General features: G+C 72.7%; 19 protein-coding genes, 1 tRNA gene and 1 riboswitch. Of the genes, 12 read left to right on the top strand and 8 right to left on the bottom strand.

What is annotated here, in order from left to right:
- Positions 1-47: 47 nt before the first annotated feature.
- Positions 48-938, bottom strand: coding sequence for an RNA polymerase sigma factor SigJ (gene sigJ / locus AB0D99_RS14715; protein WP_362360527.1), 891 nt, complete (start codon positions 936-938; stop codon positions 48-50).
- A gap of 196 nt (positions 939-1,134) precedes the next feature.
- On the opposite strand from sigJ, the gene AB0D99_RS14720 reads away from it, so the two are divergent.
- The 8 genes from AB0D99_RS14720 (at position 1,135) to AB0D99_RS14755 (ending at position 8,170) form a co-directional block, all read left to right on the top strand.
- Positions 1,135-1,614 carry a rhodanese-like domain-containing protein gene (locus AB0D99_RS14720; protein WP_362360530.1) on the top strand — a complete coding sequence of 160 codons (480 nt, stop codon included), beginning with the start codon at positions 1,135-1,137 and terminating at the stop codon, positions 1,612-1,614.
- Between the two features lie 62 nt (positions 1,615-1,676).
- Positions 1,677-1,750: transfer RNA gene (locus tag AB0D99_RS14725), tRNA-Met, on the top strand.
- Between the two features lie 109 nt (positions 1,751-1,859).
- Positions 1,860-2,600, top strand: coding sequence for a MerR family transcriptional regulator (locus tag AB0D99_RS14730; RefSeq protein ID WP_362360533.1), 741 nt, complete (start codon positions 1,860-1,862; stop codon positions 2,598-2,600).
- Between the two features lie 86 nt (positions 2,601-2,686).
- Entirely contained in the window at positions 2,687-3,067 is a 381-nt protein-coding gene (locus tag AB0D99_RS14735) for a hypothetical protein (protein WP_362360536.1), read from the top strand.
- A 62-nt stretch (positions 3,068-3,129) separates the two neighbouring features.
- Positions 3,130-4,161, top strand: a complete 1,032-nt coding sequence (locus AB0D99_RS14740) for a PLP-dependent cysteine synthase family protein (protein WP_362360539.1) — start codon at positions 3,130-3,132, stop codon at positions 4,159-4,161.
- Positions 4,158-5,381, top strand: a complete 1,224-nt coding sequence (locus AB0D99_RS14745) for an MFS transporter (RefSeq protein WP_362360542.1) — start codon at positions 4,158-4,160, stop codon at positions 5,379-5,381. The genes AB0D99_RS14740 and AB0D99_RS14745 overlap by 4 nt, the downstream gene beginning before the upstream one ends.
- Before the next feature lie 198 nt (positions 5,382-5,579).
- The gene (locus AB0D99_RS14750; protein WP_362360544.1) at positions 5,580-6,713 is read left to right on the top strand and encodes a PP2C family protein-serine/threonine phosphatase; all 1,134 of its coding nucleotides are present in this window, start codon (positions 5,580-5,582) and stop codon (positions 6,711-6,713) included.
- A gap of 212 nt (positions 6,714-6,925) precedes the next feature.
- Positions 6,926-7,073: riboswitch (cyclic di-AMP (ydaO/yuaA leader) on the top strand.
- 11 nt (positions 7,074-7,084) lie between these two features.
- On the top strand, positions 7,085-8,170 hold the full coding sequence (locus AB0D99_RS14755; RefSeq protein ID WP_362360547.1) for a M23 family metallopeptidase: 1,086 nt from the start codon (positions 7,085-7,087) through the stop codon (positions 8,168-8,170).
- Between the two features lie 232 nt (positions 8,171-8,402).
- Here the strand turns inward: AB0D99_RS14755 and AB0D99_RS14760 are convergent, their stop codons facing one another.
- The 4 genes from AB0D99_RS14760 to AB0D99_RS14775 form a co-directional block, all read right to left on the bottom strand.
- On the bottom strand, positions 8,403-9,710 hold the full coding sequence (locus AB0D99_RS14760; protein WP_362360550.1) for a PrsW family intramembrane metalloprotease: 1,308 nt from the start codon (positions 9,708-9,710) through the stop codon (positions 8,403-8,405).
- Between the two features lie 58 nt (positions 9,711-9,768).
- The gene (gene trmB / locus AB0D99_RS14765) at positions 9,769-10,557 is read right to left on the bottom strand and encodes a tRNA (guanosine(46)-N7)-methyltransferase TrmB (RefSeq protein ID WP_362360553.1); all 789 of its coding nucleotides are present in this window, start codon (positions 10,555-10,557) and stop codon (positions 9,769-9,771) included.
- 50 nt (positions 10,558-10,607) lie between these two features.
- Entirely contained in the window at positions 10,608-11,819 is a 1,212-nt protein-coding gene (gene lhgO, locus AB0D99_RS14770; RefSeq protein WP_362360556.1) for an L-2-hydroxyglutarate oxidase, read from the bottom strand.
- A 69-nt stretch (positions 11,820-11,888) separates the two neighbouring features.
- Complete coding sequence (locus AB0D99_RS14775) at positions 11,889-13,334, bottom strand: MFS transporter (protein WP_362360559.1); 1,446 nt, start codon at positions 13,332-13,334, stop codon at positions 11,889-11,891.
- Positions 13,335-13,923: 589 nt separating this feature from the next.
- Here AB0D99_RS14775 and AB0D99_RS14780 point away from each other — a divergent pair.
- On the top strand, positions 13,924-16,056 hold the full coding sequence (locus tag AB0D99_RS14780) for an asparagine synthase-related protein (protein ID WP_362360562.1): 2,133 nt from the start codon (positions 13,924-13,926) through the stop codon (positions 16,054-16,056).
- Between the two features lie 167 nt (positions 16,057-16,223).
- Here AB0D99_RS14780 and AB0D99_RS14785 read toward each other — a convergent pair whose 3' ends face one another.
- Both AB0D99_RS14785 and AB0D99_RS14790 read right to left on the bottom strand, forming a co-directional pair.
- Positions 16,224-18,212, bottom strand: coding sequence for a sigma-70 family RNA polymerase sigma factor (locus AB0D99_RS14785; protein ID WP_362360565.1), 1,989 nt, complete (start codon positions 18,210-18,212; stop codon positions 16,224-16,226).
- A gap of 216 nt (positions 18,213-18,428) precedes the next feature.
- The gene (locus tag AB0D99_RS14790; protein WP_362360568.1) at positions 18,429-19,193 is read right to left on the bottom strand and encodes a helix-turn-helix domain-containing protein; all 765 of its coding nucleotides are present in this window, start codon (positions 19,191-19,193) and stop codon (positions 18,429-18,431) included.
- A gap of 318 nt (positions 19,194-19,511) precedes the next feature.
- Here AB0D99_RS14790 and AB0D99_RS14795 point away from each other — a divergent pair, with 318 nt between their 5' ends.
- Complete coding sequence (locus AB0D99_RS14795) at positions 19,512-20,912, top strand: NAD(P)/FAD-dependent oxidoreductase (RefSeq protein ID WP_362360571.1); 1,401 nt, start codon at positions 19,512-19,514, stop codon at positions 20,910-20,912.
- 107 nt (positions 20,913-21,019) lie between these two features.
- Positions 21,020-22,645 (top strand): SpoIIE family protein phosphatase, encoded by a 1,626-nt coding sequence (locus AB0D99_RS14800; protein WP_362360574.1) that lies wholly within the window; start codon positions 21,020-21,022, stop codon positions 22,643-22,645.
- A gap of 4 nt (positions 22,646-22,649) precedes the next feature.
- Here the strand turns inward: AB0D99_RS14800 and AB0D99_RS14805 are convergent, their stop codons facing one another.
- Positions 22,650-23,924, bottom strand: coding sequence for an MFS transporter (locus tag AB0D99_RS14805; protein ID WP_362360595.1), 1,275 nt, complete (start codon positions 23,922-23,924; stop codon positions 22,650-22,652).
- A 142-nt stretch (positions 23,925-24,066) separates the two neighbouring features.
- Between AB0D99_RS14805 and AB0D99_RS14810 the strand changes: the two genes are divergently transcribed.
- Positions 24,067-24,633: a MarR family transcriptional regulator gene (locus AB0D99_RS14810; RefSeq protein ID WP_362360577.1), complete on the top strand. Its 567-nt coding sequence runs from the start codon at positions 24,067-24,069 to the stop codon at positions 24,631-24,633.
- Positions 24,634-25,188 lie beyond the last annotated feature (555 nt).

Raw genomic sequence — 25,188 nt, forward strand, 5'->3', positions numbered from 1 at the left:
GCGGACTCATCGGCGCCTGGGGTGTGCCCTGGGTCACAGCCCTTTGCTCAGTCCTCCAGCCCCGGTACTCCCAGCGCCGCCAGCCGCTCGGGGTCGAAGATGATCTGGATCCCCACGATGCGCTCGTCGACGACCGTGAACGACATGAGCCCGGCCGCCCGGCCGTCCGCGTAGGAGACGATGCCCGGGGCGCCGTTGACCAGGACGTCGCGGTGCGCGCGGCGGAAGCGGGCGAAGGTGAGCGCCTGGTGGACGACCGCCTCGGCGCCGCGGATCAGCTTCGAGGCCGCCGCGAGGGCCTTGCCGCCGTCCGCCCGCAGCACCACGTCCGGGTCGAGGACGGCGAGCAGGCCCTCGAAGTCGCCGCCCTGGGACGCGGCCATGAAGGCGCCGACGACCTCGCGCTGCCGGGTGAGGTCGGGCGCCGGGGCCGGCGCGGCGCTCTGCACGCGCCGGCGGGCCCGGCTGGCCAGCTGGCGCGTCGCCGCCGGGGTGCGGTCCACGATCGGGGCGATCTCGTCGAAGGAGACCGCGAACATGTCGTGCAGCACGAAGGCGAGCCGCTCGGCGGGGCCCAGCGTCTCCAGGACCACGAGCAGCGCGAGCCCCACCGAGTCGGTGAGCAGCGTCTCCTCCTCGGGGTCGCGGGTGGTGCCCTCCGCGCCCCGGACCAGCGGATCGGGGACGTAGTACTCCAGCGGGTCCTCCCGGCGGGAGGAGCGGGAGCGCAGCATGTCGAGGCAGACCCGTCCGACGACCGTCGTCAGCCAGCCGCTGAGATTGCGGACCTCGCCGACGTCGGAGCGGCTGAGCTTGATCCACGCCTCCTGGACGGCGTCCTCGGCCTCGCTCAGCGAGCCCAGCATCCGGTACGCGACCGCCTTCAGGTGCGTGCGGTCGGCCTGGAAGCGCTCGGCCAGGAGGTCCTTCTCGTCCATCGGTGTCTCCCTCGTCGATGCCCGTCACCGGGATGACGGACGGCGCCCGCGAAGCGTGACAGCCGACCCCGCGTCCGTCCGCTGCGTGAGATCCCCTGCCGTCCCCCGCCGATCGCCCGGGATTCCCCGGCCGATCGGTCTCACTGCCGGGGATTGCCACTTCAGCGCCGTGATCTTCGACCGTAGATTTTCATGCATGACGACAACCGCGCAGGTCAACGCCGTACTTCGTACGCCGCCCGCCGCTCCCGAGGCCGCGGCCGCGTACTTCTCCGCCGCCCTCGCCTTCCACGCCGACGTCTCCGACGTCGCGAGCGCCCTCGCCGCCGAAGGCGACCCCGGCTTCGTGGTCCTCGACTCCCGCTCCACCGCCTCCTGGGACCAGGGCCACGTCCCGGGGGCGGTCCACCTGCCGACCGCGCTCATCGCCGAGCAGGCCGAGCAGCTGCTCGACAGGTCCGTGCCCGTGGTCACCTATTGCTGGGGTCCCGGTTGCAACGGTGCGACGCGCGCCGCGCTCGCCCTGGCGCAGCTGGGCTACCAGGTGAAGGAGATGCTCGGCGGCTTCGAGTACTGGGTCCGCGAGGGCTTCCCGTACGAGACGTGGGAAGGCCCCGGGAAGAAGGACGCGGACCCGCTGACGGCCCCGGTCGACGCCGAGGACTGCGGCTGCTGAGCCGGTGCCGGGGAAACCGATTAGGGGATCGGCGCACCATGCCGTAAGGTCGTATTCACCGACGCGGGGTGGAGCAGCTCGGTAGCTCGCTGGGCTCATAACCCAGAGGTCGCAGGTTCAAATCCTGTCCCCGCTACTCAGTAGCAAACGAAGGCCCGGATCCATTCACTGGATCCGGGCCTTCGTCGTGTCCGGGGACAAGCGGGCTTGACCTTTACGCAACGTCAAGATTTAGCGTCTTCCCCATGGAGTGGTCGATCCAGGAGATCGCCAGGAAAGCCGGCACCACCAGCCGCACCCTCCGCCACTACGGGGAGCGCGGACTGCTGGAGCCGAGCCGGATCGGCGCCAACGGTTACCGGTACTACGACCAGGCGGCGCTCGTGCGACTGCAGCGCATCCTGCTGCTGCGCGAGCTCGGGCTCTCCCTGCCCGCCATCGCCGAGGTCCTGGAAGGGCAGCGGGACACGTCCGCGGCCCTGCACACCCATCTGCGCCTGCTCGAACAGGAGCGGGAGCGGATCGGGCGGCAGATCGCGGCGGTGCGGACCACTCTCCACAAGACGGAGAACGGAGAAGAACTCATGGCGGAAGAAGTGTTCGACGGATTCGACCACACGCGGTACGAGGAGGAGGTCACCGAGCGCTGGGGCCGCGACGCGTACGAGAAGGGCGACCGCTGGTGGCGCTCGCTCGACGCGGAGCAGAAGCAGGCGTTCATGGACGAGCAGGCCGGCATCGCCCGCGACTTCGGGCAGGCGGCGAGGGACGGCCTCGCCGCCGACAGCGACGAGGTCCAGGCGATCGCGCGGCGCCAGGTCGCGTGGCTGTCGACGACCACGACGCCGACGAAGGAGTACGTGATCGGCCTCGGCCAGATGTACGTCGACGACCCGCGCTTCGGCCGGAACTACGACCGGCACGGTGAGGGCACCGCCCTCCTCGTCCGCGACGCGATGACGGTCTACGCGGAGCGGAACATGTAGCGCGCCTCGCCCGAAATAAACGGTGTCCGAAACCGGGCACGCCTCTTTGCGGCCGCGCGCTGCCGCACCGTAGCGTCACGCGGACCATGCGTGACGAGACAGCGATCGACGTACGACGGCGGGCGCCCGCCGTCCTCGTCCTGCTCGCCCTCCTCACCCTGCTGGTGAGCGTCTGTCACGGGACGAACGGGCACCATCCGCTCGCCTTCCCCGGCGACCCGACCACCGTCACCGCCCCCGCCCTGCCGCACGGCTGCGAGCGGCCCGGTGAGACGTGGTCCTTCGACGTCCATCTGCCGGCCCAGACGGTCCCGCAGCCCGCGGCGCCCGATGCCGGCGGAGCCGTGCTCCTCGCCGACGACGAGGTCTTCCCCGCCGATCCGCGTGCCCTGTGCGTACGCGACCGGGCGGGACCCGGCCCCGAGCCGGGACGGCTGCTGATCGCCCTCGGAGTGAACCGGAACTGAGCCAGGTCGCACGACACGACCAGGCTCCCTTCGGCGTACCCACTTCAAGGACGTACCCCCTGATGAACAACGTGCTGCCCGGCAGCTCCTTCTCCGTCGCCGCCCAGACGGTCGGCAACACCCCCGTGCTGTGGATGGACGACGGCTACTGGGCCAAGCTCGAAGGCTTCAACTTCGGCGGCATCAAGGACCGCGCCGCCCTCCACATGGTCGAACAGGCCCGCCGCCGCGGAGAGCTGCGGCCCGGCGCGCCCGTCGTCGAGTCGACCTCCGGCACGCTCGGTCTCGGCCTCGCGCTGGCCGGTGTGCTCCACGGCCACCCGGTCCACGTCGTCACCGACCCCGGTCTCGAACCGATCGTCGAGCGGATGCTCGTCGCCCACGGCGCCACCGTCCACGTCGTGCCCGAGCCGAGCCCGCGGGGCGGCTGGCAGCAGGCGCGGATGGACCGGGTGGCGGAGCTGCTCGCGGCCCTCGACGGCGCGTGGTGGCCGAACCAGTACGGCAACCCCGACAACCCCGAGGCGTACGGAGGGCTCGCGGCGGAGCTCTCCGCACAGCTCGACCGGATCGACGTCCTGGTCTGCGCGGTCGGCACCGGGGGCCACTCCGCGGGGATCTCCCGCGCGCTGCGGGCCACGTCCAGCCCCGCCCTGGAGCTGGTCGGCGTCGACAGCGTCCACTCCACCGTCTTCGGTCTCCCGGCCGGCGAACGGCTCATGCGCGGCCTGGGCTCCTCCATCCATCCGGGGAACGTCGACCACGCGGCCTTCGACGAGATCCACTGGGTCGGCCCGGCGGACGCGGTCAGGGCCGCCCGGCGGCTGGCCTCGCGTCAGTTCGCCACGGGGGGCTGGAGCGTGGGGGCGGTCGCCCTCGTCGCCGGGTGGCTGGCCCGCACCAGGCCGCGCGGGACACGGATCGCGGCCGTCTTCCCCGACGGGCCGCAGCGGTACTTCGACACGGTCTTCAGCGACGACTTCTGCGCGGCGCACGGACTGCTCGACGCCCCGCCGCGCGAGGAGCCGGCGGCGTACGCGGGCGATGCCCGGGTGGACGGCTGGACCCGCCGCGTCCTGGAGCGGGTCCGATGAGCACGCAGGTCCCGGCCCCCGCCACGGGCGGGATCTGGCGGCAGAGCCGTACCTTCGAGCCCGCGGTACGGCTGCTCCTCCTCAATCAGCTGACCATCAATCTGGGCTTCTACATGCTGATGCCCTACCTCGCCGCGCATCTCGCGGGCGGGCTGGGGATGGCGGCCTGGGCCGTCGGGCTCGTCCTCGGCGTGCGGAACCTCTCCCAGCAGGGCATGTTCCTGGTCGGCGGCGCGCTCGCCGACCGGCTCGGCTTCAAGCCGCTGATCGTCGCGGGCTGCGCGCTGCGGACGGCGGGGTTCGGGGCGCTCGCCTTCGCCCAGTCGCTTCCGGTGCTGGTCGCCGCCTCGGTGGCGACGGGCCTCGCGGGGGCGCTGTTCAACCCGGCCGTGCGGGCGTACCTCGCGGCGGAGGCGGGGGAGCGGCGCGTGGAGGCGTTCGCGCTCTTCCACACCTACTACCAGGCGGGGATCCTGCTCGGACCGCTGGTGGGGGTGGCGTTGACGGGGGTGTCGTTCCGGCTGACGTGCGTGGTGGCGGCGGTGCTGTTCGCCGTTCTGACGCTGGTGCAGCTGCGGCACCTTCCGGTCAAGGGGAAGCCGGCGGAGGCGGTCGAGGAGCGGGGCCAGTTCCGTACGGTGCTGACCAACCGCACCTTCTGGCTCTTCTCGCTGGCGATGACCGGCTCGTACGTCCTGTCCTTCCAGGTCTATCTGGCGCTGCCGCTCGCGGCGGACGGCACGGCGGCGACGACCGCGCTCTTCGTGGTCTCCGCGCTCGTGGCGCTGGCCGGCCAGCTGCGGATCACGGCCTGGTGCCGGCGCCGGCTGACCCGCGAGCGGTGTCTGGTCCTCGGCCTGGTGCTGATGGGCGCGGCCTTCCTGCCGCCGGTGCTCGTGCCCGGGCTCGGCGGACTGCTGCTGTGCGCGGCGGCCCTGGCGGTCGCGAACGCGGTGCTCTACCCGTACGAGATGGACACGGTCGTCGCCCTCTCGGGCGGCCGGTGGGTGGCCACGCACTACGGGCTCTACAACACCGTCTGCGGGGTCGGGATCACCCTGGGGAACCTGGGAACGGGCGCGCTGCTCGATGTGACGGGGTGGTCGGCGACGCCGTGGCTGGTGCTGTGCGGGGTGGGCCTGTCGTGCGCGGGCGCGGTGGGGGCGCTGGGGCGCGGGGGGCGGCTGAGCGCGGACGCGGCCCCGGAGGCACGGGGGTAAGGGGCGGGGGCGCGCGGAGGTGAGGGGCGGGGGCTTGGGAGTGCCCGGCTCGGCGGGTGTCACCCACTCGGCCGAGCGGGGGTCGCCGCACGGCGCGGCTCCCGCCACCCTGGGGAGGGCGCGGTACGGTCCGTCGCCGTGTACGGACCGGGCAGGAGAGCACAGGTGGGGCAGGGGCAGCGAGGTGCCGGCGGCGAGATGGACGTGCGTCCGGGGCCCCGAGCCGAGCGGGCCCGACGGTTCATCCGAGCCCTGCCCCCGCTCGTCATCCTGGGCGGCGTCGTCTTCGACCTCTCCACCCCGCCCGCGTACACGGCCGCCCCGATGTTCTCGGCCGCTCCGCTCATCGCGGCGCCGTTCTTCTCGATGCTGACGACCCTGCTCACCGGTATCGCGGCGATCCTCGCCGGCGTCGGTCTGCACCTCTACAACGACACCGCAGCCGAAATCCCCTCCCTCACCGAGACGTTCACCACCGCCACCGTCGCCGCCCTCGCCCTGCTCATCAACCGCGTCGTGGTGCGCAGCGGCGAGCGGCTGGCCTCGGCCCGGGTGATCGCGGCGGCCGCCCAGAAGGCGGTCCTGCCGACGCCGGCCGAGCGGATCGGCGGTCTCCAGGTGGCGGCTCGCTACGAGGCAGCACAGGCGGACGCGTTCATCGGCGGCGACCTGTTCGCCGTCCAGGACACGCCGTACGGGGTGCGGCTCGTCGTCGGAGACGTGCGGGGAAAGGGGCTGGACGCGGTGGAGGCGGTCGCCATCGTGATCGGCGCCTTCCGGGAGGCGGCCGAGCAGGAGGCGACCCTGGAGGGCGTGGCCCAGCGGCTGGAGCGGGCGTTGGCCCGGGAGGGCATGCGCCGCTCCAGCCTCGACGCCTTCGAGGGGTTCACCACGGCCGTCCTGGCCGAGATCCCGCGGGTCGACGGACGGGTGCGGGTGCTGAACCGCGGCCACCCCGAGCCGCTGCTGCTCCACGCGGACGGGGCCCTGGAGCTGCTGGCGCCGAGCGAGCCCGCGCTGCCGCTCGGCATGGGCGAACTGGCCGCGTGGCCCGACCGCGCGGAGGAGAACGCCTACCCGCCGGGCGCGACGCTGCTCTTCTACACCGACGGGCTCTCCGAGGCGCGCGACTCCGCGGGCGTCTTCTACGATCCGGCCGAGCGGCTCTCGGGGCGGATCTTCCCGGGGCCCGAGGAGCTCCTGGACGCCCTGGTCGACGACGTCCGCCGGTACACGGGCGGGGGCTCCACGGACGACATGGCGCTGCTCGCGGTGAGCCGTCCGGCGACGGGGCAGCCGGAGCGGCGGCGGACGATGCCGGTGGTGCCGTGACCATGCGTAGTGGAGAGGTACCGCTGAGATAACAAGTGACACACCGTCAGTTCTTTTCCCTCCGTACAGGGGTTTACTGAAGCGTGGTCAAATCGGTCTGTACCGCCTTAATCTCGTGAACGATCAAGAGGAACGGCTTGGAATCCCACCGTCCTGTCTATTAACGTTCGATAACGCAGCGCGGTCGTCCCAGCCGTCGCAAGAGACGGCACCGTGCGCGTGCGCCGAATCCTGAAAGGGAACCGGGGAACCACCACTTGGGGTGAATCGGGCACCGTCGCACCCGTGCGACACCGCCCGTAGGAGACCTTCCTGCTCCGAACCCGTCAGCTAACCCGGTAGGCGAGAAGGAAGGAAAGGAGTACGCCTCCGTGGCGTCCAACACCCCTGCGCCCGAAGACACCTTCGACGGGTTCCAAGCGTTCGGTGCTCCGGGCGCCGCCGGTTCGGACGACGCCACGGCGTGGGGGGAGTGGAACCCCACCGAGGACTCCCTTCGCCAGCAGGCCCGCTCCGGTGGCCGCCACCGTGTCGTGAAGCAGCGCTCGGCCTTCGCCCGCTCCTCCACCGTCCTCGGCGTCGGTGTCATCGCGGCGGTCGGCGCCGGTGGCATGGCCACCGCCAAGGACAAGCCCCCGGTCTCCATCTCGCTCCCGGACCTGAACCTCCCGGACGCCTCCGAACTGCCGGGCGTCGGCGAGCTCATCTCCGACGAGGACGGCGCGGGTTCCGGGACGAACAACCCGCAGCCGCTCACCGCCACCCTCGCCCTCCCGGCCGACGACGCCGCGAAGATCGATGGCGGCTCCGCCGCCGAGTCCACCGCCGACGCCGGCGAGGCACTGCGCGCCCGCATCCTCCAGCAGGCCGAGCAGCAGCAGGCGTCCGCCGACGCGGCCGAGAAGGCCGAGGCGGAGAAGCAGGCGGCCGAGAAGGCCGCGGCCGAGGCGGCGGCGAAGGCCGACGCGGCCGAGAAGGCCGCCGCGGAGGCGAAGAAGAAGGCCGAGGCCGAGGCCGCGGCGAAGGCCGAGGCGGAGCGCCTGGCCAAGCTCGCCGCCAGCTACTCGCTCCCCACCTCCTCGTACACCCTCACCTCCACGTACGGCCAGTCCGGCTCCATGTGGTCCTCCGGCTACCACACCGGCCTCGACTTCGCCGCGCCCACCGGCACCCCGGTCAAGGCGGTCCACGGCGGCACCATCAAGTCCGCGGGCTGGTCCGGCTCGTACGGCTACCGGATCGTCCTGGAGCTGGAGGACGGCACGGAGGTCTGGTACGCGCACCTGTCCTCGATGACGGTGAGCGTCGGCCAGTCCGTGGGCACCGGCGAGACGATCGGCCGCGTCGGCGCGACCGGCAACGTGACCGGCCCGCACCTGCACCTGGAGGTCCACACCGCGGGCGGCGACGGCATCGACCCGGCGGCCTGGCTTCGGGACAAGGGCCTGTCGGTCTGACCCCACCGGGCGGACGAGGCCACTGAGCCTTTCGACGCGCCCCGGCGCGCTCCTCGCCCGGGGCGCGTCTTCGCGTACGGCCTTCCCGCGCTCCTCGCGCGGGGCGCGTCCCTCGCGCACGGCCCCACGACTCCGGCAGTCCTGGCGGCACCCCCCCGACGTCAGGGCTGCCGGAACACCCCTTCACCCCCGACCCCGTCGGGACCGGCCGCACCCGGCCCGCCGACCGGCCCTAGCTCCGGTAGGGGTTGTAGCCGCCGTAGTCGAGGTACTGCGGCGGGGCCCAGACCTGGCCCGTCGCCCGCGCCGCGTAGGTCAGGGCGGGGGAGGCGACCGACTTGCGCTGCCACAGATGGTGGAGCAGCTCCTGCTCGCGGGCGATGAAGTCCGGGCCGCCCGCGCCGCGCAGAGCGCGGTGCCGCAGGAAGGCGAGGGTCGTCGCGAACGCCTCGTACTCCCCGACCGCGACGGCGGCCGACGCGCCGTACGTACGGCGGGCGAAGTCCCGGGCGAGGGAACGGGCCCGCATCGAGGAGAGCGCCAGCGGCTCGGCGGGGGAGAGCCAGCCGGCCGCCGCGTACGCCGGGAGCTGCCCGGATATCGTCCGCAGCTCCCGCTGCCTGCTCCATATCGCCAGCCACGTCAGCAGCCCGAAGGCGGGCACCATGAAGATGCCGTACACCACGATGAAGCCCCACGGTCCGAGGACCGTCGCCGAGCTGTTCCACAGGGCGTGCACGCCCATCGAGAGGACGAGCCCGGTCACCGGCAGCAGGACGCGGCGCACGCGCTGACGCCGGGTGGCCAGAGCGGCGAAGCCGAAGCCGAGACCGGTGAGCACGGTGAAGAGCGGATGCGCGAACGGCGACATCACGATCCGTACGAAGAAGGTGCCGGCGGTCATCGAACCGATGCCGGACGTGCCGATCTCCTGGTCCTCCCCGAAGGCCCGGCCGAGATAGAGGATGTTCTCGGTGAAGGCGAAGCCGCTGGCGGTGAGGCCCGCTATCACCACGCCGTCGACGAGACCGGTGAAGTCGCGGCGGCGCAGCAGGAAGATCAGCAGGACGGCGGCGGCCTTGGCGCTCTCCTCGACCACCGGTGCCACGACCGTGGCGCCGAGGGTGTCGGCGGAGGCCGGGTCGGCGGTCGCGGTGGCTATCCATCGGACCGCGAAGGAGTTGGCCATGATCGAGACGAGCGCGGCGGCGAACGCGCCCCAGCAGAACGCGAAGATCAGGTTCCGCCAGGGGCCCGGTTCGACGCGGTCGAGCCAGCGGAAGGCGGCGACCAGCAGAGGCACCGGCAGGACGGCCAGACCGAGGCCGACGAGGAAGCCCTCGGTGCCGGTCTCGTCCCGCACGATCGCGAGGATCACCAGCGCGCAGAGCGCCAGCAGTGTGAACACGGCGACCACCCGGACCACCCTGCTGCGCCAGAAGGCGCGGCGGGGCCGGTAGCGCCACTGGGCGCGGTCCGGGACGGCCGGGAAGGCGGGCTCCTCGGTGTCCCGGGCGGGGACGGGCACGTGGTTCGACACGTCAGCGACCCTAACGACAGGAACTGACAGCCCGCGAGGGAGTTCCGCCCCCGGCCTCCTACGCCCTGGCGAAAAGCAGGTCGTGCACGACGTGGCCCTTGTCGAGGCCCTGCCCCTCGAAACGGGTGAGGGGGCGGAAGGCCGGGCGGGGTGCGTAGCCGCCGTCGGCCTGGGTGTTCTCGAAACCGGGGTGGGCGGAGAGCACCTCGAGCATCTGCTCGGCGTACTCCTCCCAGTCGGTGGCGCAGTGCAGGACGGCACCGGGCTTCATCCGGGTCGCGAGCAGCGTCAGGAACTCGGGCTGGATCAGGCGCCGCTTGTGGTGACGCTTCTTCGGCCAGGGGTCCGGGAAGTAGACGCGGCAGCCGTCGAGGGCGTCGGCGCCGAGCATCTCGCGCAGCAGGATGATCGCGTCGCCGTTGGCGACCCGGACGTTCTCGAGGCCGTTGCGGTCGGCGAGACCGAGGAGGTTGCCCTGCCCGGGGGTGTGGACGTCCACGGCGAGGATGCCGGTGCCGGGGTCGGCGGCGGCCATCTTCGCGGTGGCCTCGCCCATGCCGAAGCCGATCTCCAGGACGACGGGCAGACCGCCGAACATCTCCCGCAGATCCAGGATCCGCTTGCCGTCGATGTCGAGACCCCAGTCGGGCCACCGCTTGAGCATCGCCTCGGCCTGCCCCGCGGTGACGCGGCTGCGGCGGGGCTGGAAGCTGCGGATACGCCGTTCGTGGTGCGAACCGGCGGGATCGGGCAGCGGCCCTTCCCCGGCGGCGAACCTCTGGCTGCCCCGCTGGAAGACGACGGGCTCGGCGACGGGGCGGGTGGCGGTTTCTCGAGACTCAGACACAATGCCCACAATTCTACGGGCGCGCTCACCCCACTCCGCTGTGGCGCTGACTACAGGAACGACAGGGCCCTCGTGGCGATCTCCCGGCCGATCGGGAGGGAGGCCGTCGCCGCCGGGCTCGGCGCGTTCAGCACATGGATCGTCCGCGGGGCCTCGCGGATCAGGAAGTCGTCCACGAGCGTGCCGTCCCGCAGCACCGCCTGCGCCCGCACGCCCGCGGGCGCCCGCCGCAGATCCGTTTCCTCCACCACCGGCAGCAGTCGGCGCACGGCCTCCGTGAAGGCCCGCTTCGACAGCGACCGCCGAAGCTCCCCCGCTCCGTACCGCCAGTGCTCCCGCGCGATCTGCCACGCCCCGGGCCACGCCAGCGTCCCCGCCAGGTCGCCGGGCCGGACGGCCGACCAGCCGTATCCCTCGCGGGCCAGCGCCGGCACCGCGTTCGGTCCCACGTGCACGCCGCCGTCGACGCCCCGCGTCAGATGGACCCCGAGGAAGGGGAAGGCCGGGTCGGGCACCGGATAGACCAGGCCGCGCACCAGAAACGGGTCCGCCAGCTCGTAGTACTCGCCGCGGAAGGGGACGATCCGCATCCCCGGCTCGTCGCCCGCGAGGCGCGCCACCCGGTCGCAGTGCAGCCCCGCGCAGTTCACCAGGACCCGTCCCCGCACCACCGCCCCGGCGGCCGTGCGGACGGCGACGCCCCAGGGCCGGCGGTCGACCGCGGTGACCTCGGAGCCGTACAGGATCCGAGCCCCGGAGGACTCGGCGAGCTGCGCCGCCACCGCTCCGTAGTCGCAGATCCCGGTCGTGCCGACATGGATCGCGGCGAGCCCTCGCACGCGCGGTTCGTACTCGCTGATCTGCGCGGGGCCGAGTTCGCGCACCGGGATGCCGTTCTCCCTGCCGCGCTGCACGAGCGCGTGCAGCCGGGGCAGCTCGTCCCGCCCGGTCGCGACGATCAGCTTGCCCGTGACCTCGTACGGCAGGCCGTACTCGGCGCAGAACTTGACCATCTCGGCCGCGCCCGCGACCGCGAACCGGGCCTTCAGGGACCCCGGGCGGTAGTAGATCCCGCTGTGGATCACCCCACTGTTCCGCCCCGTCTGATGGAGGGCCGGGCCGTGCTCCTTCTCCAGGACCGTCACGCGGGTGCCGGGCGCGGCACGGGTCAGGGCGTACGCCGTCGACAGACCGACGATCCCGCCGCCGACGACGAGCACATCGCAGTCCACGTCGCGTACCGACCGTGCGGACACCGACACCTGCACCACCTCCCACCCCGATAGTGCACTGACCCACTGACAATGCGGTTAAACACGGTGGGACACGCGTCACGCCGGAGCCATCAGCAGCGGGCGCGCTCGCTCACGCAGCTCGATGACCCGCGGCTCGTCCCCGTACGGCTCCAGTCGGTGAAGAAGATCCCTGACGTACTCGGTGGTGCGGGCGGACGAGATCCGGCCCGCCACCTCCACCGCGCGCGTGCCCGCCGCGCACGCCGCGTCCAGATTGCCCGACTCCAGCTCGGCCACCGCCGACACCACGAGCCGCAGCCCGTGCGAGCGGACGAACTCCTCCGTCGGCCGGGACAGCGCCTGCTCGGTGAAGCGGCGCACCTGGCGCGGCGCCTTCAGGTCCCGGTAGCACTCGGCGGCGTCCGCGCAGAACCGGTCGTACGAGTAGAAGCCGAGCCACGACGGGTCGGCGTCGCCGTCCCGGGACCGCTCCAGCCAGCCCTCGGCCGCCTTCAGCGCGGCCGCGGCCGCCGGTCCGTCGTTGGCCTTGGCATGGGCCCGCGCCTCGACGAGCCGGAAGAAGGACATGGTGCGGGCGGTGGCGAGCCCGCGGTTGCGCTCCAGGGCGGCCTGGGCGAGGTCCACGCCCTCGTCGGCGAAGCCCCGGTAGGTGGCCTGGAGGGACATGGAGGCGAGGACGTATCCGCCGAGCGGCACGTCGGCCGCGGCGCGCGCCAGCCGGAGCGCCTGGATGTAGTAGCGCTGGGCGGCCTCCTGCTGACCGGTGTCGAAGGCCATCCAGCCGGCCAGCCGGGTCAGCTCGGCCGTGGCGCCGAAGAGCGCCCGGCCGACCTCGTCCGAGTACGAGCCGAGCAACAGGGGTGCGGCGTCGACCCGTAAGCACTCCGGGACCATCGAGGAACGCCAGTCACCGCCCCCGTACTTGGAGTCCCACCGCCGCGCGTCCTCGGCCGCCTCGCGGAGCTTGGCGACGTCGCTGTGGCCCACGCGCGCGTGGGGACCGGTCTCGGGTCCCTCGGGCCCCGGGCCCTCGACGGGGTCGAGCAGGCGCTCGACGGACGCGTCGGCGGGCGTTATCAGCCAGCGGGAGGCGGGGGTCGCATAGGCGCTGACCGCGAAGGATCCCGCCAGCGACTGCCAGATCCCACCGCCGCCGGCACGTCGGCCCGCGAGGTCGAGCCGGTACAGCTCGGTGGCCGAGCGGACCGCCTCGCCCACGTCGCGCGGGAAGGCGAGACCCACCTCGGGCGCCGGGTCGGCGTCGGCGAGGCCGATCTCGTGCAGCGGCACCGGCCGGCCGAGCTTCTGGCCGATCGCGGCGGCGATCAGATGCGGCGCGGCGCCCTGCGGCACCATGCCCTTCGACACCCAGCGGGCCACCGAGGTCTTGTCGTAACGAAGCGTCAGGCCCCGTTGCGCCCCGAGGTCGTTGACGCGTCGCGCCAGACCGGCGTTGCTGATTCCCGCGAGGGCGAGAACCGTGCCGAGCTTTTCGTTCGGCCCGCGTTGCTCCCTGGACATGACGCCACCCCTCGACACCCAAGACGGCCGCCACGACGCCGGGCATAGGCGTGCGGCATTCGTAAACACAGCGTAGTTCGCCGCATCCCTACCGTTAAGGGGCGGAGTTCCGTATGGCGGGATTGTTGTGTGAACAGACGGATGGGGGCCGGATGGCGTAGCCGCGTCGGCGCTCGGATCGCGGGGCGGCGCCCGTGGGGGCGGCGCCGGGCGCGTGCTCCGGTTGTGTGGCCGTGCGCCCGGCCGTGCGCTCTCGCCCGGTCGGAGCGGGAGCGCTTCCATGAGTGCTGCGTGGGTCGGCCCACCCGGCTGTGGACCGGTGGGCTGGGGGATACCGCCGCCCCGCTCCCCGCGGGCGGCGGACGGCTCCGGGAGGCGGACTGCGCCTCCCGGACTGCCGGACTCTCCCAGGGACGGCCGGCTTACTCCTCGCGCCGCCGAGAATGGCCGAATGACGACGGTGCGCGAACCGGCCACAACTGGCCCATGCCAGGGGCGCATTCGCCTTTGCGCGCGCGACCCCGGAGACCCTCCTCCGCGCCGTTGTCGTGGCAGCATGTTCCTCCACTGAACTCTTGTGGAGGCGCCGATGCGATGGCTGGTGGGCTGGAGCAGTGTCGCCGCGAGCTTCGGTCCGACGGGAACGGCCGGTGCCGTGGGGGGTGCGTCGTCCGAGGGGCGCACGGTCCAGCCGGTGGGCGCCCAGCCGCTCTGGGGCGACCCCGATCCGCTGTGGGCGGTCGGCGACTGGCGCCCCGACGAGGTGCGACTGATCAGCATCGACACGCACACCCGACTCGCCGTCCTGGGATGCTGCGCGGCGAGCGACGAGGAGCTGAGGCTCGGGCTCCTGACCGCGCGCGGGGGCGCACTGCGCCATCTCACCGCCTGGGCCGGCAGCTACACCGCCGTCGTGCAGGTCGGCCGCCGGATCACCGTCACGGGCGATCTGGCCGGCGCCCGGCCGGTGTTCCACACCCCGTGGGCCAACGGCACGGCGTACGCGACCGCCGCCCTGCCGCTCGCGGACCTCATCGAGGCCCAGCTCGACATCGGGCACCTCGCCGCGCTGCTCGCCTGCCCCGAGACCCCCGAGGCGCTGCGCGACTCCACACCGTACGAAGGGGTGAAGCGGGTGCCGCCCGGGCACGCGCTGATCCTGCGCGAGGGCTCGCGGGAGATCACCGGGTACGAACCGGTGGCCTCGCTCGCGGTCGCCGCGGCCGAGGTCGAACCGCGCCGGGCCGTGGAGGGCGTACGGGACGCGCTGGTCGACGCCGTACGGGCCAGGCTCACCGCCCCCCGGCACGCGCCGGACTTCCCGCTGCCGGACCCCGGGCCCGTCCCCGGCATGGGACCCGCCGAACGGCGGGCGGCCCGGGGCGGCGGCCCCGCGCCCGGGATCGGCGCGGACCTCTCCGGTGGCAGCGCCTCGGGCACGCTCGCGCTGCTGGCGGCCGGCCTCCCGGGCGTGCCCGGGACGATCCTCGGGCACGGCACGGGCGCGGGGGAGCGCCTGCTGGCGGTCACCTTCAACGACCTGACCGCTCTGGGGCCTTCGGGCGGCGCGTCGGTCCCGGAGGCCGAGCTGGAGCGGGCCCGGACGATCGCGGAGAACCCGCGGCTGCACCATGTGGTCGTGGCCGCGGGCGAGGAGGCGCTGCCCTACGCCGAGCTGGACGGTCCGCTGACCGACGAGCCGGGCCCCTCGCTCGTGGTCGCCGACCGGCACCGGCGGCGCCTCGCCGGCGGCAGCGCGGACCACTTCACGGGACTGGGCGCGCGGCAGGTGCTGGACGCGCACCCGGCGCGCCTGGCCGATCTGCTGATGGACCGGCGGCGCAGGTCGCTGGTGCGGCCGGTGACGGCGCTCGCCAAGGCCACCGGGCCGTCGGCGGGTTCGCTGCTGGTGCCGCTGACGGTCTACCGGGCGGCTCGCCGGCTCGCCCGTACCCCTTACCGGTCCGGCCTGGAGGTGGCGGCGACCCGGCTCCTGGAGGCGAACCGCCCGGGGCAGGCGCCCTTCGGTCCCCTGGAGGCGTCCCTCTCGGCGCTGACCTGGTCCCGCCCCGGTCCCGCCGCGCGGTGGCTGACGGGCGAGGCACTGGCTGAAGTATCGGTTCGCCTGAACCGGGCGGCGACCCTGCCGACATCGGTGCAGCGGCCGGGGGAGGCACGCGCGCGTGCGGCCCTCGCCAGAGCGGCGGGCGACCACCGGGTCCTGGAGCAGGCGGCGGAGATCCGCGGCCAGCGGCTGCACGCGCCCTTCCTCGACAACCAGGTCGTACGGGCCTGCCGCGACCTCCCCGAATCACTGCGGGTCCAGCCGGGCGCCAGGGCCGCCGTCCTGCGCACGGTCCTCGCGGGCGCGGGCATCCACGACCTTCCGCCGGGCTGGGGCACGCCGAACCCCGCGGTGCCGGCCTCGGCCGTCCGCGCGGGCCTGCGCGCCGCGCTCCCCGACCTCATGGCCCTGTTCTCGGCCCCGCTCCTCGCCGACGCGGGCCTGATCGAGGCCCGCGTGGTCCGCAAGGCCCTGCGCGCCGCCTCCGAGGGCGAACCGGTCCCCCTGGACGGCCTCGCCGACCTCGTCTCCACCGAACTCTGGCTCCACCGCCTCCTGGCCCGCCGCGGCACCTGCTGGACGGGCACGGAGGCCCCACCGCGCCAACGGGCGGTGGTGGGCCCGCTGGTGCCGTCGACACGGTCGCTTCCGGCGTGAGGGCCACGGGGGTACGGGGTACGCGCGGTGGGCTGCTCGACGCAACGTGACGGCACGCTCGCGCGCGTGAACGTCCTCCGGAACCCCGCCCGGGCGTCGGGCCTACGCCGGGAGCGTCGCACCCTTCGCACGCGACACCTCCGAGTTCAGAGCCCCGTCCCTCCCGCTCACACGCAGCTGATCCGGGACTGCGCCCAGTCCGCCACCGCCGCCCGTCCGAACGGGGTGTTCTCCTCCACCACCAGGCGGATCGTCTTCCGGCCGGCGAGGCCGACGTGCACGGGGACCGCGGGGTCGCCCGGCCGGATCACCTCGGATCGCCACAGCCGCTCGTCGTCGCCGTAGACGGAGAAGCGGACGCCGCCGACCCGCAGGGGAGCGCTCAGGTCGTCGACGCCGACGACCGCGTCATAGCCGGTGCACCGGCGGTTCAGATCGATCGTGAGGGCGGACGGCGCATGCACGCTCACCCCATGCGCGTACCGCGTACCGGCGATCGCCAGACCGTCCCGCTGCCACATCCAGCCGCTCTCCCCGAGCCGCACCTCCGGCTCGGTGCCGTCGCCGAAGATCCCGTACTCCAGCCGGTTGACCTGGTACACGGTGGGCGGAGCGGGCGGCGGGGTGGGCTTCGGAGTGGGCGTGGGGCTGGGCTTCGGCTTCGGGGCGGGAGCCGGCGGGGCCGGCTTCGGGCTGGGCGTGGGACTCGGCTTCGGGGGCGGAGTGGGCGTCGGTGTCGGCTCCGGGGCCTGTACGGGCGGCGCCGGCGGCGGAGTGGGCGTGGGCGTCGGCTTCGGCGGCGGTGTCGGCTCCGGCGGCGCGACGGGCACCACGGCCGGCGGCGACGGCACGGGCTGCGCGACGGGCTGCGGATCGCCGGACAGCGCCCACACCAGACCCGCGGTCGCCGCGACCGCCACGGCCGCCGCGATGCCGGCCTTCGCGGGGGCACCGAGCCCCTCGGCGGCGGCAGCGGAGGACGCCCCGGCCGACGTCGACGAACCGGCTCCCGTCGCGGCGGCGGCCGCACCGGCACCGGCCGCGCCCGCCACACCACCGGCCACGACCCCCGCGGCCTTGAGCGAGTAACCGGCGGCGAACCAGCCGATGACGGCGATCGGCAGCAGCGCGGGGATCCCGGCGTTGACATGGGCCAGTTCACCGGCGGCGAGCCGGCACTTGGCGCACTCCTCCAGGTGCTTGCGCAGCCCGCGCTCGGCCCGCATCCGCAGCCCGCCACGCGCATAGGCGCCGAGCCGGTCGGCATAGCGGGAGCAGTCCCCGCCGGCGGTCAGGGACTGGCTGACATGAGCCTGGAGGTACGCCTGCTTGAGGCCCTCGCGGGCCCGACTGGCGAGCACGGCCGTGGCGTTGGCGGTCAGCCCGAACAGCGGCGCGACCTCGCTCGGCGACTCCTCCTCGACCGTGGTGTGCCACAGCACGGCCTGCCACCGCTCGGGCAGCGAGCGGAACGCCTGCAAGGCCAGCGACTGCTCGGCCTCGTGCATGGCGAGGACATCGGCGCCGAGATCGAGGCCCGCCCCGAAGGACGCGCTCTGGTCCGAGACCTCGGAGCCGCGGGCGGCCTGCGCCGCGAACACCGCGAAGTCCTCGACCAGATGTTCCCGCTTCTGCGTCCGCGTCCAGTTCGCGGCCACCCGCCGGACCGTGGTCAGCAGATACGCGCGGACGGCCTGCTCGGGCCCCGCCCCGCCCCGAACCGCCTGGAGCGTGCGGGCGAACACCTCCGCCGTCAGGTCGTCGGCGGTGTGCGCGTCGCGGCAGCAGGTCCTGGCATAGCGCCGCACGGCGTCGGAGTGGCGGCGGAACAGCTCCGCGTACGCGCTGTCGTCGCCGTCCCGCATCAACTGGACGAGATCGGCGTCGGACGGCGGCAGTTCGAGGGGCGGCGGCAGGACGGAGGCGGACTCATCGGCACCGTCACCGGCCGCGCCGAGCCCGCCGTCACGCTGCGCGGGCACGCTGGGATCGGCGGACCCCGGTCCGGCGGAACCCGGCGACGAGAGTGAAGCGCCCGCGGGCGCGCCCGACGAGCCTCCCGGCCCGCCCTGGCTCGGCACCTGCCGGGAAGACAGGCTCCCGGTCTCCGTGGCACCGCCGACGCCCAGTGCATCGTCCCGACCGTCACCGCTCATCGCGGAAGCCCCCGTACGCACCCTCAGACCCGAACACCGGCCCAGCGTGCCACAGAGCGCAGAATGGCCGAACCCTCCCGTCCACTTACCACTCGTCCGGGGCGACTTCCTGCATCCGGGCGTAACCGCTCACCCGTTCGTGCAATGCTCAACAGTCCGCCCGGACCGATCGACGCCTCGTCCGGCACCCGCTGCCACGAGCCCGGCCGGCCCCCGCTACCGCGAGCGCAGACCCTCCAGAAGGATGTCCAGGAGCCGCGCCGAGGCCGCCGCCTGCTGCGCCGCGTCCGGCAGCGCGGGCGCCGCCGTGGCGATGACCAGCAGGACGTCCGCCACGGTCACGTCCGTCCGCAGCTCGCCCGCCTCACGGGCCCGCTCGACCAGCCGCCCCACGACCTCCAGGAGCTCCGCCGCCCCGGCGTCGTCCGGCTCCGCCTCCGCCACCGCACGCGGTCCGGCCACACGCTGCTCGGCCTGATCGCCGACGTTCCGCTGGTGCGGCACGCGAGCCGCGTCCTCCGCCGACCGCGCCGGCAGCACCAGGTCCTCCGCGTCCACGCCCACCCGCAGGATCTGCGGCGGCAGCAGCCGCCCGGCGCCCGAGGCGACCGAGGTGCGCAGGAAGCGCGAGAGCGCCGACCAGGGCTCCTCCTCCTGCCCGAGCGCGGCACGGGCCTGGTCGGTCAGCCGGGAGGTCTCCTCCTCGGCTATCCGTCGCACCAGGACGTCCTTGCTCGGGAAGCGACGGTAGACCGTGCCGACGCCGACCCGGGCGCGACGGGCCACGTCCTCCATCGGCGCCCCGTAACCCAGTTCACCGAAGACCTCGCGCGCGGCGCGCAGGACGTGCTCCAGATTCCGCTGCGCGTCCACCCGCAGCGGAGCCGAGCGGCCCACCGGCGCCGTCACTCCCATCCGTCCGTCGACCGAACCGTCCGTCGTGCCGACGACGGCCTGCCAACGCGAATCCTGCATGTGCATAAGCGTTCCCCCGCTCATGATGTCTCCCCCCGGAGACTCCCCGCCCTGCTGACACGGGATCGACCGGACCCACGCACTGGTCTACGCGCAGCGATCCGATACCCCGACGAGGTACGAACATAGTTGAGACGAGGTCAATTCAGAAGGGGGAGTTCCGCACGGTGCGCCCCCCGATCGGAGCAAGGGCCTGAACTCTCCCGATTCTGACCCCCCGATTCCCCTCGCGCGCCCACTCTGACCTGCGCACTTCCCGCAGTACCCACGGCGTGCGCCACCCCACGCCTCCACACCCCGCCGGTCACACAATTTGCCGGGCCTGTGGACAAACCCCGGACGGCGTTGCGTCATGGGACAGTGACCGAACCTGTGCGCATTCTCGTTGTCGGCGGTGGCTACGTCGGGATGTACACCGCGCTGCGCCTGCAGCGGCAGCTCAAGACCGAGCTCAGAAGCGGTGCGGCCGAGATCGTGGTGGTCACACCCGAGCCGTACATGACGTACCAGCCCTTCCTCCCCGAAGCGGCCGCCGGCTCGATCTCCCCGCGCCACGTCGTCGTCCCGCTCCGCCGCGTCCTCGACAAGTGCCGGATCGTCATCGGCGAGGTCCACGCCGTCGACCACGCCAAGCGCACCGCGACGCTCTCCACCCTCGCCACCGAGGAGGAAGGAACCGGGAGCACCCAGCTCACCTACGACGAACTGGTCATCGCGCCCGGCTCGATCTCCCGCACCCTCCCCGTCCCCGGCCTCGCCGACTACGCCATCGGCTTCAAGACCGTCGAGGAGGCCATCGGACTGCGCAACCACGTCATCGAGCAGATGGACATCGCCTCCTCCACCCGCGACCCGGCCCTCCGCGACGCCGCCCTCACCTTCGTCTTCGTCGGCGGCGGCTACGCGGGCGTGGAGGCGCTCGCCGAGCTGGAGGACATGGCCCGCTACACCGCGCGGTACTACCACAACGTCAAGCCCGAGGACCTGAAATGGGTGCTCGTCGAGGCGTCGGACCGGATCCTGCCCGAGGTCGGCGAGAAGATGGGCAAGTACGCCATCCGCGAGCTGCGCGGCCGCAACATCGACGTACGCCTGGAGACCCGCCTCGAATCCTGCGAGGACCGGGTCGCCGTCCTCAGCGACGGCACGCGCCACCCCACCCGCACGGTCGTCTGGACGGCGGGCGTCAAACCCGCACCCGTCCTCGCCGCCACCGACCTGCCGCTCAACGGCCGCGGCCGGCTCAAGTGCACCGCCCGGCTCACCGTCGACGGCGTCGAACACGCCTGGGCGGCAGGCGACGCCGCCGCCGTCCCCGACATCACCGCGCAGGAGCCGGGCGCCGAGTGCGCGCCGAACGCCCAGCACGCCCTGCGCCAGACGAAGGTGCTCGCCGAGAACATCGCCGCCTCCCTCCGCGGACAGCCGCTCAAGGAGTACGCCCACAAATACGCCGGCTCCGTCGCCTCCCTCGGCCTTCACAAGGGCGTGGCACACGTCTACGGTCGCAAACTCAAGGGCTACCCGGCCTGGTTCATGCACCGCGCCTACCACCTCAGCCGCGTCCCCACCTTCAACAGGAAGGCCCGTGTCCTGGCCGAATGGACCCTGTCCGGCCTGTTCAAGAGGGAGATCGTCTCGCTCGGCTCGCTGGAACACCCGCGCGCCGAGTTCGAACTCGCAGCCGCGCCGCCGCCGCCCAAGAACGGTCCGAAGCCCGACTGACACCGATGTCAGTACGGTCGGTCACACTGGACGTGTGACCATAGGTGGGCTCACACCTGCACAGAGTGACTCAGCACGGCCAACGACACCACGAGGCATACAGATCCGTGAACTTCACCCGTTGGAGCGCCCGACTCCCCGGCACGCAGCGCCGCACGGCGGCGCGGGGGACCGAGGGCTCCGTGCCCGCGGCCCGCGGGGAGTACGAGCAGCAGCCTGAGCCCCTCCCCGACGAGGTCCCCGCCCTGGAGGACTTCTCCGTACGGGAGATCATCGGCCGACTCCCCGGCCTGGTCGCGCTCGTGCACGGCCCCGAGCACCGCATCGCCTACGTCAACGACGCGTACGCCTCCGCCTTCGGCCCCCGCCCCACCGGGGCCACCGTCGCCGACGCCTGCCCCGAAGCCCACGAACTCGGTCTGCTGCCGCTCATGGACCAGGTCCTGCGCAGCGGAAAGCCGCGCACGGTCAAGTCGCGCAAGACCCAGGACGGCGGTTCGTACACGGTCACCTGCCTGCCCGTGGACTCACCGCGCCTCGACGGCGGCGCCGTCCTCGTCCACGCCACCGACGTCACCGACCACGCCGAGGCCGCCGAGCGGCTGCGCGCCAGCGAGCGCCGCCACCGCGAGACCGCCGTCACGCTCCAGCGCTCCCTGCTCCCGCAGGAGCTGGAACAGCCCGACGACCTGCGGATCGCCGCCACGTACCAGCCCGGCGGCACGGACGCGGCGGTCGGCGGCGACTGGTACGACGTCATCACCCTCGGCGCGGGCCGCACCGCGCTCGTCATCGGCGACGTCATGGGCCGCGGCGTACGCGCCGCCGCCGTCATGGGACAGCTCCGCACGGCCGTCCGCGCCTACGCCCGGCTCGACCTGCCCCCGCACGAAGTCCTCCAGCTCCTCGACGGCCTCGCCGCCGAGATCGACGCCAGCCAGATCGCCACCTGCGTCTACGCGGTCCACGACCCCAACGAGGGCAAGCTCGTCTACGCCTCCGCCGGCCACCTCCCGATCCTCGTCAGGGACGAGGACGGCACGGTCCGCCGCGCCGAGGACCCCACCGGACCCCCGCTCGGCACCGGCGGCTGGCTGCACACCTCCGGCACGATCGCCCTGCCCCCGGGCTCCACCGCCGTCCTCTATACGGACGGTCTGGTCGAACGCCGCCGCGAGGACATCGACGAAGGCGTCGCCGCGCTGGAGCGCGCCCTGGCCGGAGCCCTCGGCACCCCGCAGGTCGTCTGCGACCGGCTGCTGCGTTCGCTCGGCGTCACCGCCGAGCACGACGACGACGTGGCCGTCCTGGTCGTCCAGCACCCCGCCCGCAAGGGAGCGGACGCCGAGCTCTTCCACAACGCGGCCCTGGAGCTCCTCGGCGGAGTGGAGGCCGCGCCACGCGCGCGTGCCTTCGCGTCGGGCGTCCTCTCCAGCTGGCGCTTCCCGGTCGAACTGCGCGACCTCGGCGTCCTCGCCACCAGCGAGCTGGTGGCGAACTCCCTCAAGCACGGAACCCCGCCGATGCGCCTGCGCCTGCGCCGCACCGACCGGCGCCTGATCATCGAGGTCACGGACGGCGACGACCATCTGCCGCGCCGCCGCAGGGCGGAAACGGAGGACGAGGCGGGTCGCGGAATCTCGATCATCGCGACGATCGCCTCGTCCTGGGGAAGCCGCCGCACACCGGGAGGCGGCAAAGCGGTCTGGTGCGAGTTCGCCCTGCCCGACTGAGGGGTCAGGCGGAGACGCTCTCCTTCTCGGGCAGGTGCTGCGCCACGACCCGGGAAGCCTTCGTGGCCAGCGACGGCTGGTCCTGCACCGGCGTGAGCCGCTTGCCCAGCCGCAGCGCGAGGTACGTGATCCCGAGCGAGAAGAGCACGAAGGTCACGATGTACGGCCCGTGCAGCGAGGCCCCCATCGGCCCGCCCACGGCCGGACCGACGGCCAGCGCCAGCTGCTTGACCAGAGCGAACGCCGAGTTGTACTGACCGACCATCGACTCCGGCGCGAGGTCCGCGACCAGCGGCGCCACGGTCGGCGACAGCATCGCCTCGCCGAGCCCGAAGAGGGCGTACGTGGAGACGAAGGCCGCGGTGGCCATCGCCTGGCTGCCGTGCCCGAGCCCCGCGTACCCGGCGATCAGCCACGCCACCGCCCAGATCAGACCGACGGCCGCGATCACCCGCGAACGGCGACGGCGCTCGACGAACCGCAGCACCACGAACTGGGCGACCACGATGACGGCCGTGTTGGCGGCCAGCGCGATCCCGAGCGTCGAGGGCTGGATGCCGGCGGCCTCGGTCCCGTACGCCGCGAGACCCGACTCGAACTGCCCGTAGCAGGCGAAGAACAGCACGAAGCCGAGCACGCACAGCTGCACCATCGCCTTGTGCCCGAGCAGCGCACGGACACCGCCGCCCTTGGCGGCGGGACGGGCACCCTGCAGAGCGGGGGAGCCCGGCACACGCACGGTCAGCACGATCCCGGCGAGCACCAGGAACATCACGGCTTCGATGGAGAAGAGGAGGAGGAAGCTGTCCGGCCGGCTCACGTCGACGAGCTGGCCGCCGATCAGACCGCCGACGCCCAGTCCGAGGTTCTGCAGGAAGAACTGCATGGCGAAGGAGCGGGTACGGGTGGCCGGTTCCGAGCACCAGACGATCATCGTCGCGAGCGCGGGCTGCATCACGGCCGTACCGGCACCCAGCAGCGCGGCCGAGCCGACGGCGGCGGGGACGCTCTCGGACAGCCCCATGCCCAGGGCGCCGAGCGAGGCGAGGAGGGCGGCGACCAGGAGGACGGGGACCGGCCCCCGCCGGTCGATGGCCCGCCCGCTGAAGGGCAGCACCACGAGCGCGGCCATGGCGAAGACGGCGAGCACGACGCCCGCCGTGGAAGCGCCCAGGTCCCGCACCTGAGCGACATACACATAGAGGTACGGAACGGTGAAGCCGAGTCCGAACGCGCTCAGCGCGCTGCCTGCCTGGATCCGGCGCATCGCTGCACCCATCGCCTTGGTCACACTCACCCACTTCGATCGACGGTTCAGCCCTGTAGGCATCAACCGTGAAGACTTCAACACTAAAATTAGATGCTTAACAATACACATAGAAGGACTTCAACGCCAACGACGACCGTGGGATACTCGCCGCATGTCCGACAACCCCGAGCAGCCCGGCCCGCAGCCCCTGCAGGAGCCGAGCCTCGACGAACAGATCGCGGCCTATCAGCGCGAGTTCCGTGAGCTCGACCCCCAGGTCGAGAAGGTGGTCTCCGCCCTGGGTCGGCTGAACCGGCGCATGAACGTGGCGTACGGCCGCCAGCTCGCCGACCTCGGCATCAGCAACGCCGAGTGGGAGGTCCTCAAGACCCTCGTCCTGGGAGGCGCCCCCTACCGCCTGGGTCCCGGAGAGCTCGCGAAGCGCCTCGGCCTGACGCCGGCGGCCATGACCCACCGCATCGACCGCATGGCGGGCGAGGGCCTCGTCACCCGTGACCGCGACGAGAACAACCGCGTACGCGTGATCGTGGAGCTCACGGACGAGGGCCGCTCCAAGTGGCTCGAGGCGATGCGCATGGCGACGGACTTCGAGGAGAAGCTCCTCCAGGACCTGACGAGCGAGGAGCGCGGCGGCCTCGGCGACATGCTGATCCGCCTCCTGCGCAGGGTCGAGCACACCCAGCCGGACGCGGGCGGCCGGCTCACCGACCTCGACTGAGCCACGCGCCCGCCCCCGGCCCGCGACGTCCGCAGAGGTCACCGGGCCGGGGGTTGACACGCCCCCGCCGTATCCGTAGTGTTCTCCGAGTTGTCACGGGGCCGGAACGGTTCCGCGACAGCCACTCCCGCCGCTGATGCGGCACCTCTACTCAGCACGATCTCCCAGCCGGGACGAATTTCGGCATGCCGAAATTCATTTCGAATCGCTCGATTATGAGCAGCCCGGGAAATCCGCTAGAGTTTGAGCGTCGGAACGGCCCAACAGCCGCAAAGACAACCCACTCTGACTGGGAATCAGGCCCGAAAGGATCTGATAGAGTCGGAAACGCCGGAAGGCCGAAACGGGAAACCGAAGAGACCGGAAAGCACCGAGGAAATCGGATCGGAAAGATCTGATAGAGTCGGAAACGCAAGACCGAAGGGAAAAGCCCGGAGGAAAGCCCGAGAGGGTGAGTACAAAGGAAGCGTCCGTTCCTTGAGAACTCAACAGCGTGCCAAAAATCAACGCCAGATTAGTTGATACCCCGTCCATCTTCGGATGGTCGAGGTTCCT

Origin of the sequence: Streptomyces sp. NPDC047971, assembly GCF_040653355.1 — a bacterium.
Lineage (GTDB): Bacteria > Actinomycetota > Actinomycetes > Streptomycetales > Streptomycetaceae > Streptomyces.